Source organism: Cupriavidus pinatubonensis, from assembly GCF_019602855.1.
Classification (GTDB): Bacteria; Pseudomonadota; Gammaproteobacteria; order Burkholderiales; family Burkholderiaceae; genus Cupriavidus; species Cupriavidus pinatubonensis.
This window is the reverse complement of the sequence record NZ_CP080767.1, coordinates 3,562,445-3,575,316: the sequence shown is the minus strand read 5'-3', so window position 1 is coordinate 3,575,316 and position 12,872 is coordinate 3,562,445. Positions and strand designations below refer to the sequence as shown.

General features: G+C 60.8%; 24 protein-coding genes. All 24 read left to right on the top strand.

Translation table 11 applies throughout. The annotated features are described in order from the left end of the window. The first annotated feature begins 197 nt into the window (after positions 1 to 197). The 24 genes from K2O51_RS29305 (at position 198) to rpsM (ending at position 12,871) form a co-directional block, all read left to right on the top strand. Positions 198 to 1,427, top strand: a complete 1,230-nt coding sequence (locus K2O51_RS29305; protein WP_140950919.1) for a dienelactone hydrolase family protein — start codon at positions 198 to 200, stop codon at positions 1,425 to 1,427. Positions 1,428 to 1,753: 326 nt separating this feature from the next. Continuing rightward, positions 1,754 to 2,404, top strand: a complete 651-nt coding sequence (gene rplC / locus K2O51_RS29300; protein ID WP_011299312.1) for a 50S ribosomal protein L3 — start codon at positions 1,754 to 1,756, stop codon at positions 2,402 to 2,404. Positions 2,405 to 2,416: 12 nt separating this feature from the next. Continuing rightward, positions 2,417 to 3,037, top strand: coding sequence for a 50S ribosomal protein L4 (rplD, locus tag K2O51_RS29295; protein ID WP_011299311.1), 621 nt, complete (start codon positions 2,417 to 2,419; stop codon positions 3,035 to 3,037). Next, positions 3,034 to 3,348 carry a 50S ribosomal protein L23 gene (rplW, locus tag K2O51_RS29290; protein ID WP_006576245.1) on the top strand — a complete coding sequence of 105 codons (315 nt, stop codon included), beginning with the start codon at positions 3,034 to 3,036 and terminating at the stop codon, positions 3,346 to 3,348. Before rplD ends, rplW begins: the two co-directional genes overlap by 4 nt. Before the next feature lie 2 nt (positions 3,349 to 3,350). Next, a complete protein-coding gene (gene rplB, locus K2O51_RS29285) occupies positions 3,351 to 4,181 on the top strand; it encodes a 50S ribosomal protein L2 (RefSeq protein ID WP_011299310.1) in 831 nt (276 codons plus the stop codon). Positions 4,182 to 4,203: 22 nt separating this feature from the next. After that, complete coding sequence (gene rpsS / locus K2O51_RS29280; protein ID WP_011299309.1) at positions 4,204 to 4,479, top strand: 30S ribosomal protein S19; 276 nt, start codon at positions 4,204 to 4,206, stop codon at positions 4,477 to 4,479. 9 nt (positions 4,480 to 4,488) lie between these two features. Then, on the top strand, positions 4,489 to 4,818 hold the full coding sequence (rplV, locus tag K2O51_RS29275; protein WP_010812393.1) for a 50S ribosomal protein L22: 330 nt from the start codon (positions 4,489 to 4,491) through the stop codon (positions 4,816 to 4,818). 9 nt (positions 4,819 to 4,827) lie between these two features. Next, positions 4,828 to 5,622: a 30S ribosomal protein S3 gene (gene rpsC / locus K2O51_RS29270; protein WP_011299308.1), complete on the top strand. Its 795-nt coding sequence runs from the start codon at positions 4,828 to 4,830 to the stop codon at positions 5,620 to 5,622. Positions 5,623 to 5,624: 2 nt separating this feature from the next. Next, a complete protein-coding gene (rplP, locus tag K2O51_RS29265; RefSeq protein ID WP_010812391.1) occupies positions 5,625 to 6,041 on the top strand; it encodes a 50S ribosomal protein L16 in 417 nt (138 codons plus the stop codon). Between the two features lie 11 nt (positions 6,042 to 6,052). Beyond that, positions 6,053 to 6,247, top strand: coding sequence for a 50S ribosomal protein L29 (gene rpmC, locus K2O51_RS29260; protein ID WP_008642937.1), 195 nt, complete (start codon positions 6,053 to 6,055; stop codon positions 6,245 to 6,247). Beyond that, positions 6,244 to 6,522, top strand: a complete 279-nt coding sequence (rpsQ, locus tag K2O51_RS29255) for a 30S ribosomal protein S17 (RefSeq protein ID WP_011299307.1) — start codon at positions 6,244 to 6,246, stop codon at positions 6,520 to 6,522. The genes rpmC and rpsQ overlap by 4 nt, the downstream gene beginning before the upstream one ends. Before the next feature lie 278 nt (positions 6,523 to 6,800). Then, a complete protein-coding gene (rplN, locus tag K2O51_RS29250; protein ID WP_006576237.1) occupies positions 6,801 to 7,169 on the top strand; it encodes a 50S ribosomal protein L14 in 369 nt (122 codons plus the stop codon). A 9-nt stretch (positions 7,170 to 7,178) separates the two neighbouring features. After that, positions 7,179 to 7,487: a 50S ribosomal protein L24 gene (gene rplX / locus K2O51_RS29245; protein WP_011299306.1), complete on the top strand. Its 309-nt coding sequence runs from the start codon at positions 7,179 to 7,181 to the stop codon at positions 7,485 to 7,487. Between the two features lie 25 nt (positions 7,488 to 7,512). Then, a complete protein-coding gene (rplE, locus tag K2O51_RS29240) occupies positions 7,513 to 8,055 on the top strand; it encodes a 50S ribosomal protein L5 (RefSeq protein ID WP_011299305.1) in 543 nt (180 codons plus the stop codon). A gap of 9 nt (positions 8,056 to 8,064) precedes the next feature. Continuing rightward, positions 8,065 to 8,370 carry a 30S ribosomal protein S14 gene (rpsN, locus tag K2O51_RS29235; RefSeq protein WP_011299304.1) on the top strand — a complete coding sequence of 102 codons (306 nt, stop codon included), beginning with the start codon at positions 8,065 to 8,067 and terminating at the stop codon, positions 8,368 to 8,370. Between the two features lie 27 nt (positions 8,371 to 8,397). Further along, on the top strand, positions 8,398 to 8,793 hold the full coding sequence (rpsH, locus tag K2O51_RS29230) for a 30S ribosomal protein S8 (protein WP_010812384.1): 396 nt from the start codon (positions 8,398 to 8,400) through the stop codon (positions 8,791 to 8,793). A gap of 10 nt (positions 8,794 to 8,803) precedes the next feature. Beyond that, positions 8,804 to 9,337: a 50S ribosomal protein L6 gene (gene rplF, locus K2O51_RS29225; protein ID WP_011299303.1), complete on the top strand. Its 534-nt coding sequence runs from the start codon at positions 8,804 to 8,806 to the stop codon at positions 9,335 to 9,337. Between the two features lie 11 nt (positions 9,338 to 9,348). After that, entirely contained in the window at positions 9,349 to 9,705 is a 357-nt protein-coding gene (gene rplR / locus K2O51_RS29220; RefSeq protein ID WP_010812382.1) for a 50S ribosomal protein L18, read from the top strand. Positions 9,706 to 9,726: 21 nt separating this feature from the next. Next, complete coding sequence (gene rpsE / locus K2O51_RS29215; RefSeq protein ID WP_011299302.1) at positions 9,727 to 10,245, top strand: 30S ribosomal protein S5; 519 nt, start codon at positions 9,727 to 9,729, stop codon at positions 10,243 to 10,245. 10 nt (positions 10,246 to 10,255) lie between these two features. After that, positions 10,256 to 10,438, top strand: a complete 183-nt coding sequence (gene rpmD / locus K2O51_RS29210; RefSeq protein WP_010812381.1) for a 50S ribosomal protein L30 — start codon at positions 10,256 to 10,258, stop codon at positions 10,436 to 10,438. A 19-nt stretch (positions 10,439 to 10,457) separates the two neighbouring features. Further along, positions 10,458 to 10,892 carry a 50S ribosomal protein L15 gene (gene rplO, locus K2O51_RS29205; RefSeq protein ID WP_011299301.1) on the top strand — a complete coding sequence of 145 codons (435 nt, stop codon included), beginning with the start codon at positions 10,458 to 10,460 and terminating at the stop codon, positions 10,890 to 10,892. Between the two features lie 47 nt (positions 10,893 to 10,939). Beyond that, positions 10,940 to 12,283, top strand: coding sequence for a preprotein translocase subunit SecY (gene secY, locus K2O51_RS29200; RefSeq protein WP_011299300.1), 1,344 nt, complete (start codon positions 10,940 to 10,942; stop codon positions 12,281 to 12,283). 86 nt (positions 12,284 to 12,369) lie between these two features. Continuing rightward, entirely contained in the window at positions 12,370 to 12,486 is a 117-nt protein-coding gene (gene rpmJ, locus K2O51_RS29195) for a 50S ribosomal protein L36 (protein WP_008642959.1), read from the top strand. Positions 12,487 to 12,505: 19 nt separating this feature from the next. After that, positions 12,506 to 12,871 carry a 30S ribosomal protein S13 gene (rpsM, locus tag K2O51_RS29190; RefSeq protein ID WP_011299299.1) on the top strand — a complete coding sequence of 122 codons (366 nt, stop codon included), beginning with the start codon at positions 12,506 to 12,508 and terminating at the stop codon, positions 12,869 to 12,871. Position 12,872 lies beyond the last annotated feature (1 nt).

Here is a 12,872-nt window from a genome sequence, read left to right as displayed (position 1 = left end):
TGTTTTTGGGGCCCGGTAAGGGACTTGTGCCGATTTGCCTTTCCAGTACTGGCTCAATCTCTGCGTCAGACACTCCCCCGATATTCCGCACTGAGCCGTCCATGTCGCGGTGCGGGTCTGCCATCATGCAGGCAGCAGCGGAAGCGCTCGCTGCGGCAGTCCCCACAGAACCTATGGAACTTAAAGGAGCGACAGGCATGGGCCAGACTATCCAGATCCAGACCCAGGATGGCAGTTTCAGCGGCTATCTCGCCATCCCGGCGGCAGGCAAGGGCCCCGGCATCGTGTTATGCCAGGAGATCTTCGGGGTCAATGCCACGATGCGGCAAGTAGCGGACTACTACGCCGAGGAAGGCTACACGGTGCTGGTGCCGGACTTGTTCTGGCGTATTGCGCCCGGAATCGAGCTGACGGACCGAGGCGAGGACTTCCAGCGGGCGCTAGGGCTATATCAGCAGTTCGACGAGGACAAGGGCGTGCAGGATGTGGGCGCCGCGCTTGATGCACTGCGCGCACGGCCAGAATGCGTCGGCCAGACCGGTGTGCTTGGCTTCTGCCTGGGTGGCAAGCTGGCCTACCTGGCGGCGTGCCGGTTGCCCGGCGTGGCTTGTGCCGTCGGCTACTATGGCGTCGGCATCGAACGGGCGCTGGACGAGGCGGACAATATCCGAGGACGGCTCGTGCTGCATATTGCCGAACGAGATGGCTTTTGCCCACCCGAAGCGCAGGCGCAGATTCGTGAAGCGCTGGGCGGCCGGCCCAGCATCGAACTGTACGTCTATCCTGGCATGGACCACGCCTTCGCGCGCGTTGGCGGCGAGCACTTCGACAAGGCGTCGGCACTGATGGCGCACCAGCGCTCCATCGCGGCGTACCGCAGCGAGATGGGCCCGCACTACGACTTCTCCGCGCTATGGGACAAGCACTGCGAGCACGAATTCGCCACGCGCGATGTCGATGCCACCATGGCAACGATGGTGCCCGAGCCCTACGTCAACCACATCCCGACGATGACCGGAGGCGTGGGCTACCGCCAGCTCAAGCGCTTCTACCAGCACCACTTCGTCCACAGCAATCCGCCTGACACCACGCTGATCCCGCTGTCGCGCACGATCGGCGCGAGCCAGGTGGTCGACGAGATGCTGTTCTGCTTCACCCATACTTGCGAGATCGACTGGATGCTGCCCGGCGTGCCGCCGACCGGCAAGCGCGTGGAGATCCCGCTGATCGCGATTGTCAAGTTCCGCGGGGACAAGCTCTACCACGAGCACATCTACTGGGATCAGGCCAGCGTGCTCGTGCAGATCGGCTGGCTCGACCCCAAGGGTTTGCCGGTGGCAGGCGTGGAGACCGCGCGCAAGCTGCTGGACGAAACACAGCCGTCTAACACGCTGATGGCGCGGTGGAGCGAGAGCGAGCGCCAGTGAACGGGGCATGACTTTGAACGCTTCGGCGGCCATCGCGCCGCCGCAAGTCGGCTTCGCGCCGCAATTTCACGGAATCCGACGATCGCCGCAGGAAGTCCCCGCCGGAATCGACAATTCAGCTTGCCCTTCCAAAAGCACTGGGTTATAGTGTAAGGCTACCCGTGTCTCTGGGTAGGTGGGTTGGCCGTTTTGGCCGTGCGCAGTCCTCTTCAGCGCGCCCAATCGCGTGAAAACGCAAGCGTGAAAACGCAAACGCGCATCAGCGCAAACACAGTTTTCGTGTATCAATCAGCCCCGGCCAATCGCAGCTGGGAATGGAGCAAACCATGAGCCTTGGCCTTGTAGGTCGCAAGGTTGGCATGACCCGTATTTTCACGGACGACGGTGATTCGATTCCCGTTACCGTGGTCGAGGTCGGCGACAACCGCGTGACGCAAATCAAGACGGACGAGACCGACGGTTACACCGCCGTTCAAGTCACCTTCGGCGCACGACGCGCAAGCCGCGTTACCAAGCCGCTGGCGGGTCACCTCGCCAAAGCCGGCGTGGAAGCCGGCGAAATCATCCGCGAATTCCGTATCGATGCAGCCAAGGCTGCCGAACTGCAAACTGGCGGTTCGCTGTCGGTCGACCTGTTCGAAGTCGGTCAGAAGATCGACGTGCAGGGCGTGACCATCGGTAAGGGCTACGCCGGTACCATCAAGCGCTACCACTTCGCCTCCGGCCGTGCCACGCACGGTAACTCGCGCTCGCACAACGTGCCGGGCTCGATCGGTATGGCGCAGGATCCGGGCCGTGTGTTCCCGGGCAAGCGCATGACCGGTCACCTGGGCGATGTCACCCGCACCGTGCAGAACCTGGAAATCGCCAAGATCGACGCAGAGCGCAAGCTGCTGCTGGTCAAGGGCGCCATCCCGGGTTCGAAGAACGGCAAGGTCATCGTTACCCCGGCCGTCAAGGCCAAAGCCAAAGCTTAAGGAGCGCATGTAATGGAACTCAAGCTCCTCCAGGACAATGGCCAAGTCGGTGCAGGCGTTGCAGCCTCGCCCGAAGTGTTCGGCCGTGACTACAACGAAGCCCTCGTTCACCAGATCGTCGTCGCTTACCAGGCCAACGCTCGCAGCGGCAACCGTAAGCAGAAGGATCGTGAAGAGGTCAAGCACACGACCAAGAAGCCGTGGCGCCAGAAGGGTACGGGCCGTGCTCGTGCCGGTATGTCTTCCTCGCCGCTGTGGCGCGGGGGCGGCCGTATCTTCCCGAATTCGCCGGAAGAGAACTTCAGCCAGAAGGTCAACAAGAAGATGTTCCGTGCCGGCATGCGCTCGATTTACTCGCAGCTCGCACGTGAAGGCCGTATCAATGTGGTGGACGGTTTCACCGTCGACGCGCCCAAGACCAAGCTCTTGGCCGACAAGTTCAAGGCCATGGGCCTGGACTCGGTGCTGATCATCACCGACAGCCTCGACGAAAACCTCTACCTGGCTTCGCGCAACCTGCCGCACGTGGCAGTTGTCGAGCCGCGCCAGGCTGACCCGCTGTCGCTCGTGCACTACAAGAAAGTGCTGGTGACCAAGGCAGCTGTCGCGCAGATCGAGGAGTTGCTGAAATGACGCAAGTAGCCAAGAACGATCATCGTTTGATGCAGGTGCTGCTCGCGCCGGTGGTTTCCGAAAAGGCAACCCTGGTCGCCGACAAGAATGAACAAGTCGTGTTCGAAGTCGCTCGCGATGCCAATAAGGCAGAAGTGAAGGCCGCCGTCGAACTGCTGTTCAAGGTCGAGGTGCAGTCCGTTCAGATCCTGAACCAGAAGGGCAAGCAAAAGCGCTTCGGTCGCTTCATGGGGCGTCGCAACCACGTGAAGAAGGCCTACGTTTCGCTGAAGCCGGGTCAGGAAATCAATTTTGAAGCGGAGGCCAAGTAATCATGGCACTCGTCAAGACCAAGCCGACGTCCCCGGGTCGTCGCTCGATGGTGAAGGTCGTCAACAAGGACCTTCACAAGGGCGCCCCGCACGCTCCGCTGCTGGAAAAGCAATTCCAGAAGTCGGGTCGTAACAACAACGGTCATATCACCACCCGCCATAAGGGCGGTGGTCATAAGCACCACTACCGCGTGGTCGACTTCAAGCGCAACGACAAGGACGGCATCGCCGCCAAGGTCGAGCGCCTGGAATACGATCCGAACCGCAGCGCCAATATCGCGCTGGTGCTGTTCGCCGACGGCGAGCGCCGCTACATCATCGCCACCAAGGGCATGGTTGCTGGCCAGGCACTGCTGAACGGCGCTGAAGCCCCGATCAAGGCTGGCAACAACCTGCCGATCCGCAACATTCCGGTTGGTACCACGATCAACAACGTGGAAATCCTGCCGGGCAAGGGTGCTCAGGTCGCTCGTGCTGCTGGCGGCTCCGCCGTGCTGCTGGCCCGCGAAGGCCTGTACGCTCAGGTTCGCCTGCGCTCCGGTGAAGTGCGCCGCGTGCACATCGAGTGCCGCGCCACCATCGGTGAAGTTGGCAACGAAGAGCACAGCCTGCGCGTTATCGGCAAGGCCGGTGCAACCCGTTGGCGCGGTATCCGCCCGACCGTCCGTGGTGTCGTGATGAACCCGGTCGACCACCCGCACGGTGGTGGTGAGGGCAAGACCGCTGCTGGTCGCGATCCGGTTTCGCCGTGGGGTACCCCGGCCAAGGGCTACCGCACCCGCAGCAACAAGCGCACGGACAGCATGATCGTCCAGAAGCGCCACAAGCGTTAATCGGTAGGTAGGAGCTAAAGATATGACTCGTTCCGCTAAAAAGGGTCCGTTCTGCGACGCCCACCTGCTGAAGAAGGTGGAAGCGGCCGTAGGCGGCAAGGACAAGAAGCCCATCAAGACGTGGTCGCGCCGCTCGACCATCATGCCGGAATTCATCGGCCTGACGATCGCCGTGCACAACGGCCGTCAACACGTGCCGGTGTATGTGACGGAAAACATGGTTGGCCACAAGCTCGGCGAATTTGCGCTCACCCGCACGTTCAAGGGCCACGCGGCTGACAAGAAAGCGAAGAGGTAAGGTGCCATCATGGAAGTGAAAGCGATTCATCGCGGTGCCCGCATCTCCGCCCAGAAGACGCGCCTGGTCGCTGACCAGATCCGTGGTCTGCCGATCGAGCGCGCGCTCAATGTCCTGACGTTCAGCCCGAAAAAGGCTGCCGGGATCGTGAAGAAGGTGGTCGAATCGGCCATCGCCAACGCCGAGCACAACGAAGGCGCCGATATCGACGAACTGAAGGTCAAATCGATCTTCGTCGACAAGGCAACCTCGCTCAAGCGCTTCACCGCACGGGCGAAGGGCCGCGGCAACCGCATCGAGAAACAAACCTGTCACATCACTGTGACGCTCGGCAACTAAGGAGTCACGATGGGACAGAAGATTCATCCGACTGGCTTCCGTCTGGCCGTCAGCCGTAACTGGGCTTCGCGTTGGTACGCCAACAATACGAAGTTCGCCGGCATGCTGAAGGAAGACATCGAAGTTCGCGACTTCCTGAAGAAGAAGCTCAAGAACGCATCGGTTGGCCGCGTGGTCATCGAGCGTCCGGCCCGTAACGCACGTATCACCATTTACAGCTCGCGTCCGGGAGTGGTGATCGGCAAGAAGGGTGAGGACATCGAACTGCTCAAGGCTGAACTGCAGCGTCGCATGGGCGTGCCCGTGCACGTGAACATCGAGGAAATCCGCAAGCCGGAAACCGATGCTCAGCTGATCGCCGATTCGATCACCCAGCAGCTCGAGCGCCGTATCATGTTCCGCCGCGCCATGAAGCGTGCGATGCAGAACGCGATGCGCCTGGGCGCCCAGGGTATCAAGATCATGAGCTCGGGCCGTCTGAACGGTATCGAAATCGCACGTACCGAGTGGTACCGCGAAGGCCGTGTGCCCCTGCACACCCTGCGCGCCGACATCGACTACGGCTTCTCCGAAGCAGAAACCACCTACGGCATCATCGGTGTCAAGGTGTGGGTCTACAAGGGTGATCACCTCGGCCGCAATGACGCGCCGGTGGTGGAAGAGCCGCAAGACGACCGTCGTCGTCGTCCGGGTCGTCCGGAAGGCCGTCGCCGTGAAGGCGAAGGTCGCCCGGGTGGCAACCGTCGCGGTGGCGCCGGTGCCGGTCGCCGCGCTGCGCCTGGCGATGCGAAGAGTGGAGAATAACGATGCTGCAACCTAAGCGCAGAAAATACCGCAAGGAGCAGAAGGGCCGCAACACGGGTAAAGCTACCCGTGGTAACGCCGTGTCTTTCGGCGAATTCGGCCTGAAGGCCATGGGCCGTGGCCGCCTGACGGCTCGTCAGATCGAGTCGGCACGTCGTGCGATGACCCGTCACATCAAGCGTGGCGGCCGCATCTGGATCCGGATCTTCCCGGACAAGCCGATCTCGAAGAAGCCCGCTGAAGTCCGTATGGGTAACGGTAAGGGCAATCCGGAGTACTACGTGGCTGAAATCCAGCCGGGCAAGATGCTCTATGAGATGGATGGCGTGAGTGAAGATCTGGCACGCGAGGCGTTCCGCCTCGCGGCTGCCAAGCTGCCGATCGCCACCAATTTCGTGGTGCGCCAGGTCGGGACGTAAGGAGAGCAGGGATGAAAGCATCCGAACTTCGCGGCAAGGACGCCGCAGGCCTGAACCAGGAGCTCTCCGAGCTGCTGAAGGCCCAATTTAGCCTGCGCATGCAAAAGGCGACTCAACAGCTGCAGAACACCAGCCAGCTGAAGAAGGTTCGCAAGGACATCGCGCGAGTGCAAACCGTGCTGACTGAGAAGGCGAACGCGAAATGACTGAAGCTGCAAAAACGGAAACGTCGCTTCGCCGCACCCTCGTCGGTCGTGTGGTAAGCGACAAGATGGACAAGACCGTTACGGTCTTGGTGGAAAACCGCGTCAAGCATCCTCTGTACGGCAAGTACGTGCTGCGTTCGAAGAAGTACCACGCACACGACGAAGCCAACCAGTACAAGGAAGGCGACAAGGTCGAAATCCAGGAAGGCCGTCCGCTGTCGCGGACCAAGTCCTGGGTGGTTTCCCGGCTGGTAGAGGCTGCACGCGTCATCTAAGAACAACACGTTCTTAGTCTGACTTGCAAGTCCAGGATTATGTAGCTATAATCCTGGACTTCCGCTTTGTTGCGTCCGCCAATGCAGTATCACCCGGGCGGCCTGGAGAGCGAGCCAGGGTCAAGTGGCCTCGAGATGTTGTCGAGATTGCCTGATTCCTACCGACTTCAAAGTTGATCAACCCATACGGGGATGGCGCAAAGCCGGAACCGACGGGACCAAGACTGACCGGCAGGCGTTTCTGACACCTGGCGGATTAAGTTGGGAAGACAAACACCATGATTCAGACAGAAAGCCGGCTCGAAGTGGCCGATAACACTGGTGCGCGCGAAGTGCTGTGCATCAAGGTCCTGGGTGGGTCCAAGCGCCGCTACGCGAGCGTTGGCGACATCATCAAAGTGACCGTCAAGGACGCAGCTCCGCGCGGCCGTGTGAAGAAGGGCGATATCTACAACGCCGTCGTCGTGCGCACCGCCAAGGGCGTGCGTCGCGCGGATGGCTCGCTCGTCAAGTTCGACGGTAACGCCGCTGTCCTGCTGAACAACAAGCTCGAGCCGATCGGCACCCGTATCTTCGGGCCGGTGACTCGTGAACTCCGTACCGAGCGCTTCATGAAGATCGTGTCGCTCGCTCCGGAAGTGCTGTAAGGAGCCGCCATGAACAAGATTCGCAAAGGCGACGAAGTCATCGTCCTGACCGGCAAAGACAAGGGCAAGCGCGGTACCGTGCAAGCCGTGCTCGGCGACAAGGTTGCAGTGGAAGGCGTGAACGTTGCCAAGAAGCACGCTCGCCCGAACCCGATGCTGGGCACCACTGGTGGTGTGGTCGACAAGGTCATGCCGCTGCATATTTCCAACGTTGCGCTCGTGGATGCCAATGGCAAGCCGTCGCGCGTCGGCATCAAGGTGGAAGACGGCAAGCGCGTGCGCGTGCTGAAGACCACCGGCGCCGTCGTGGCAGCTTGATTCTGGGCACGTATAGGAGTTGAGCATGGCAGCACGTCTGCAAGAGTTTTACAAAGAAAAGGTTGTGCCGAAGCTGATCGAGCAGTTCGGTTACAAGTCGGTCATGGAAGTGCCGCGCATCACCAAGATCACCCTGAACATGGGCCTTGGCGAAGCGATCAATGACAAGAAGATCATTGAAAACGCTGTCGGCGACCTGACCAAGATCGCTGGCCAGAAGCCGGTGGTGACGAAGGCCAAGAAGGCTATCGCTGGCTTCAAGATCCGTCAGGGCTACCCCATCGGTGCGATGGTGACCCTGCGCGGCGAGCGCATGTTCGAATTCCTCGATCGTTTCGTGACCGTGGCCCTGCCGCGCGTGCGTGACTTCCGTGGTGTGTCGGGCCGTTCGTTTGACGGTCGTGGCAACTACAACATCGGTGTGAAAGAGCAGATCATTTTCCCCGAAATCGAGTACGACAAGATCGACGCACTGCGTGGTCTGAACATCAGCATCACGACGACGGCAAAGAACGACGAGGAAGCCAAGGCACTCCTCGGTGCGTTCAAGTTCCCGTTCCGCAATTAAGGGGTAACCGTGGCTAAACTGGCTCTGATTGAACGTGAGAAGAAGCGCGCCAAGCTGGCGGCGAAGTTCGCCCCCAAGCGCGCTGCCCTCAAGGCCATTATTGACGACCAAGAAAAGTCGGAAGAAGAGCGTTACATGGCGCGTCTCGAGCTGCAACAGCTCCCGCGCAACGCGAACCCGACTCGCCAGCGTAACCGCTGCGCGATCACCGGTCGTCCCCGCGGTACCTTCCGCAAGTTTGGCCTGGCGCGTAACAAGATCCGCGAAATCGCCTTCAAGGGCGAAATCCCGGGTCTGACGAAAGCCAGCTGGTAATTACGCACAGGCTACAGGAGAAACAGTATGAGCATGAGCGATCCTATCGCCGATATGCTGACGCGCATCCGCAACGCCCAAGGCGTGCAGAAGGCGTCGGTTGTCATGCCGTCGTCGAAGCTGAAAGTGGCAATCGCCAAGGTCCTGAAGGACGAAGGCTACATCGACGACTACGCCGTCCAGGAAGATGGCGGCAAGGCACAACTGAGCATCGGCCTGAAGTACTACGCCGGCCGTCCGGTCATCGAGCGCATTGAGCGCGTCTCGAAGCCCGGCCTGCGCGTGTACAAGGGCCGCAGCGACATCCCCCAAGTGATGAACGGCCTCGGCGTCGCGATCATCTCGACCCCGCAGGGTCTGATGACCGACCGCAAGGCACGTGCCACGGGTGTGGGTGGCGAAGTTCTCTGCTACGTCGCTTAAGGAGAGAACCATGTCCCGTGTAGGTAAGGCTCCCATCGCGCTCCCCAAGGGCGCGGAAGTGAACGTGGCAGCTGGCGTGCTCTCCGTGAAGGGCCCGCTCGGTACGCTGTCGCAACCGATTCACAGCCTGGTCAAGGTCAACGTCGAAAACGACACGCTGACTTTCGCTCCGGCCGACGAATCGCGTGAAGCAAACGCCCTGCAAGGCACCATGCGCGCCCTGGCGGCAAACATGGTCAAGGGCGTGACCACCGGTTTCGAGCGCAAGCTGAACCTGGTCGGCGTGGGCTACCGTGCCCAGCTGCAAGGTGCTGCGCTGAAGCTCCAGCTTGGTTTCTCGCACGACGTGATCCATGAGATGCCGGAAGGCGTGAAGGCGGAAACGCCGACGCAGACCGAGATCATCATCAAGGGTGCGGACAAGCAGAAAGTCGGTCAGGTTGCCGCGGAAGTCCGCGCGTACCGCCCGCCTGAGCCCTACAAGGGCAAGGGTGTGCGTTACAGCGACGAGCGCGTCATCCTGAAGGAAACCAAGAAGAAGTAAGGGGTGCAATGATGAACAAGAAAGACGCTCGTTTGCGCCGTGCACGTCAGACCCGCGCCAAGATCGCGGAGATGAAAGTCAATCGTCTGACCGTGTTCCGTACGAATTCGCATATTTACGCCCAGGTCTTCTCCGAGTGCGGCACCAAGGTGCTGGCTTCGGCTTCGACCGCCGAGGTGGAAGTGCGCAAGGAACTGGATGGCAAGGGCGCTACCGCCGCTGCCGCTACCGTCGTGGGCAAGCGCATCGCCGAAAAGGCGAAGGCTGCCGGCGTGGAAACCGTCGCATTCGATCGCGCCGGCTTCCGTTTCCATGGCCGCGTGAAGGCCCTGGCAGACGCCGCCCGCGAAGCTGGCCTGAAGTTCTAAGCGCATAGAGAGAGATACGTCATGGCAAAGATGCAAGCAAAAGTCCAACAGGACGAACGCGACGACGGCCTCCGCGAGAAGATGATCTCGGTCAACCGTGTCACCAAGGTGGTGAAGGGTGGCCGGATTCTCGGTTTCGCTGCGCTGACCGTGGTTGGTGACGGCGATGGCCGCATCGGCATGGGCAAGGGCAAGGCCAAGGAAGTGCCGGTTGCCGTTCAGAAGGCAATGGACGAAGCCCGTCGCAAGATGGTCAAGGTCTCGCTGAAGAACGGCACGCTGCAACACGAAGTCGTTGGCAAGCATGGCGCCGCCAAGGTGCTGATGATGCCCGCCAAGGAAGGTACCGGCGTGATCGCCGGCGGCCCGATGCGCGCGATCTTCGAAGTGATGGGTGTCACCAACGTGGTGACCAAGTCGCACGGCTCCACCAACCCGTACAACATGGTTCGCGCCACGCTGGACGGCCTTCAGAAGATGAGCACGCCGAGCGAGATCGCTGCGAAGCGTGGCAAGTCGGTCGAAGACATCCTGGGTTAAGGTGAACGCAATGTCGCAGAAAACCGTAAAAGTGCAACTCGTGCGCAGCCTGATCGGCACGCGCGAGGATCATCGCGCCACCGTGCGTGGCCTGGGCCTGCGCCGCATCAACTCGGTGTCGGAGCTGCAGGACACGCCCGCCGTGCGCGGCATGATCAACAAGGTCTCGTACCTGGTCAAGGTTCTGGCCTGATCGGGACTTGGAGAGCAAGATGCAACTGAACAACCTGAAACCGGCTGCCGGTTCGAAGCACGCCAAGCGTCGCGTCGGCCGCGGTATCGGCTCCGGCCTGGGCAAGACCGCCGGTCGCGGTCACAAGGGTCAGAAGTCGCGTTCGGGCGGCTTCCACAAGGTGGGCTTCGAAGGCGGTCAAATGCCGCTGTATCGTCGTCTGCCGAAGCGCGGCTTCACGTCGCTGACCAAGGCCTTCACGGCCGAAGTCTCGCTGCGTGATATCGAGCGCCTGGAAGCGGCCGAAGTCGATCTGCTGGTCCTGAAGCAAGCTGGCCTGGTGAGCGACCTGGTGAAGAGCGCCAAGGTCATCAAGGCTGGCGAGCTGACCCGCAAGGTGACGATCAAGGGTCTGGGCGCCACTGCTGGCGCCAAGGCCGCGATCGAAGCCGCTGGCGGCCAGATCGCAGAGTAAATCGGCAGCAATCATCGCAGCATAGGCAGTCATAGTCGGAGCATCGTTTGGCCACGGCGAAACCCAATGCAAGCGCGCAAGCCAGGAACACGGCGAAGTACGGCGACCTCAAGCGCCGGCTGATGTTCCTGGTGTTGGCCCTGATCGTTTACCGCATCGGCGCACACATTCCGGTGCCGGGAATCGATCCGGATCAGCTCGCGAAGCTTTTCCAGAGTCAGTCGGGTGGCATCCTCGGGATGTTCAACCTGTTCTCGGGCGGGGCGCTGTCGCGCTTTACCGTCTTCGCGCTCGGCATCATGCCGTACATCTCGGCGTCGATCATCATGCAATTGCTGACGATCGTGCTGCCGCAGCTGGAGTCGCTGAAGAAGGAAGGGCAGGCAGGTCAGCGCAAGATCACGCAGTACACGCGTTATGGCACCGTGGTTCTGGCCACGTTCCAGGCGCTGTCGATCGCGGTCGCGCTGGAGTCGCAACCGGGGCTGGTGATCGATCCGGGCCTGATGTTCCGGGCCACGGCGGTGATCACGCTGGTGACCGGCACGATGTTCCTGATGTGGCTGGGTGAGCAGATCACCGAGCGTGGTCTGGGCAACGGCATCTCGATCATCATTTTCGGCGGTATCGCAGCGGGCTTGCCCAACGCGATCGGCGGACTGTTCGAACTGGTTCGTACGGGTTCCATGAGCATCATCGCAGCGATCCTGATCGTCGCGATCGTGATCGGTGTGACCTTCGCCGTGGTGTTCGTCGAGCGTGGCCAGCGCAAGATCCTGGTGAACTATGCCAAGCGTCAGGTCGGCAACAAGGTGTACGGCGGTCAGTCGTCGCACCTGCCGCTGAAGCTGAACATGGCAGGGGTGATTCCGCCGATCTTCGCATCGTCGATCATCCTGTTCCCGGCGACGATTGCGGGCTGGTTCACGTCTCAGTCGACGGGTGCGGTCGGCCGGTTCGTCAAGGACCTGGCTGCCACGCTGTCGCCGGGACAGCCGGTGTATATCCTGCTGTATGCGGCTGCGATTGTATTTTTCTGCTTCTTCTACACGGCTCTGGTTTACAACAGCCGGGAAGTGGCGGACAACCTGAAGAAAAGCGGTGCCTTCATTCCGGGCATTCGTCCGGGCGAGCAGACGACGCGCTACATCGACAAGATTCTGGTGCGCCTGACGCTGGCTGGTGCGATCTACATCACACTGGTCTGCCTGTTGCCGGAATTCCTGGTGCTGCGCTGGAACGTTCCGTTCTATTTTGGCGGAACCTCGCTGCTGATCATCGTGGTCGTCACGATGGACTTCATGGCTCAGGTGCAGTCCTACGTCATGTCGCAGCAGTATGAATCGCTGCTGAAGAAGGCGAACTTTAAGGGCAACCTGACCCTGCGCTGATTCAGATCGGTACAGACAAGGTATGGCGCGCACGGATCGTCTTCCGGACGAAGTGAGCGAACAGGAATTGAAGGAAGAGGAAAATTATGAAAGTGCTGGCTTCTGTTAAGCGCATTTGCCGCAACTGCAAAATCATCAAGCGCAACGGTGTCGTGCGCGTGATCTGCTCGTCGGATCCCCGCCACAAGCAACGCCAAGGCTAATCGGAAAGAGGATTGACGAATGGCACGTATCGCAGGGGTTAACATCCCGAACCACAAGCACACCGAAATCGGCCTGACGGCCATTTATGGTGTCGGCCGCTCGCGCGCTCGCAAGATTTGCGAGGCCACCGGTGTACCGTTTGACAAGAAGGTCAAGGATCTGACCGACGCCGACCTGGAAAAGCTTCGTGACGAAGTGGGCAAGGTGACCGTCGAGGGTGACCTGCGTCGTGAAACCACGATGAACATCAAGCGTCTGATGGACCTTGGTTGCTATCGTGGCATGCGTCACCGCAAGGGCCTGCCGCTCCGTGGCCAGCGTACCCGCACCAATGCCCGTACCCGCAAGGGTCCGCGCAAGGCCGGCGTGGCTCTGAAGAAGTAAA